This window comes from Bacillus sp. LR--39, assembly GCF_053613335.1.
This window is the reverse complement of sequence record NZ_JBSIOT010000584.1, coordinates 1-853: the sequence shown is the minus strand read 5'-3', so window position 1 is coordinate 853 and position 853 is coordinate 1. Positions and strand designations below refer to the sequence as shown.

General features: G+C 46.2%; 1 protein-coding gene. It reads left to right on the top strand.

Annotated features, from left to right (window positions below):
• Window positions 1-10: 10 nt before the first annotated feature.
• Window positions 11-853 (top strand): alpha/beta fold hydrolase (locus ACWHAR_RS25085; protein ID WP_452088182.1); only part of this gene is annotated, 843 nt, incomplete at its 3' end.

Below are 853 nucleotides of genomic sequence, written 5' to 3'. Positions count from 1 at the left end.
GGAGTAACAGATGAAAAGACAAGTCGAAACGATCACCTTTGATGGCAGTACACTAGAATATTCTGTGACAGGCAAGGGAACTCCGATCCTTGTCATGCATGGCGGGCATTCAAATTGTTACGAGGAATTCGGATACACAGCGTTGATTGAGCAAGGGTATTCCATCATTACGCCTTCAAGGCCCGGCTATGGACGAACGTCAAAAGAAATTGGAAAAAGTCTTGCCAACGCCTGCCGTTTCTATGTGAAATTATTAGATCATTTACAAATCAACAGTGTCCATGTGATCGCCATCTCAGCAGGAGGGCCGAGCGGCATATGCTTTGCCTCACATTATCCGGAAAGAGTAAATACATTGACCCTGCAATCCGCAGTCACCAAAGAGTGGCTCACCCCAAAAGACACTGAATATAAATTGGGGAGAATTCTCTTCCGCCCGCCGGTGGAAAAGTGGATATGGAAGCTGATTTCTTCTTTGAATAACGCTTTCCCGCGTTTGATGTTTCGAGCTATGAGCCCCCAATTCAGCACGCTTCCGTTTCAGCGAATCAAGTCCTTGATGGATGAAAAAGACATGGAAGCATTTCGGAAAATGAACAGCCGGCAACGCTCGGGTGAAGGATTTCTGATTGACTTGTCACAAACCGCCGCTGTCTCTTTAAAAGACCTGCAAGCCATCATATGTCCCGTGCTGATTATGCAAAGTGTTTATGATGGATTGGTTGACTTGTCACATGCACATCATGCAAAAGAGCACATTCGTGGCGCTGCTCTCTGTTTGCTTCACTCATGGGGACACCTGATTTGGCTCGGAAAAGAAGCTGCAGAAACAGACAGTATCCTACTCAGCTTA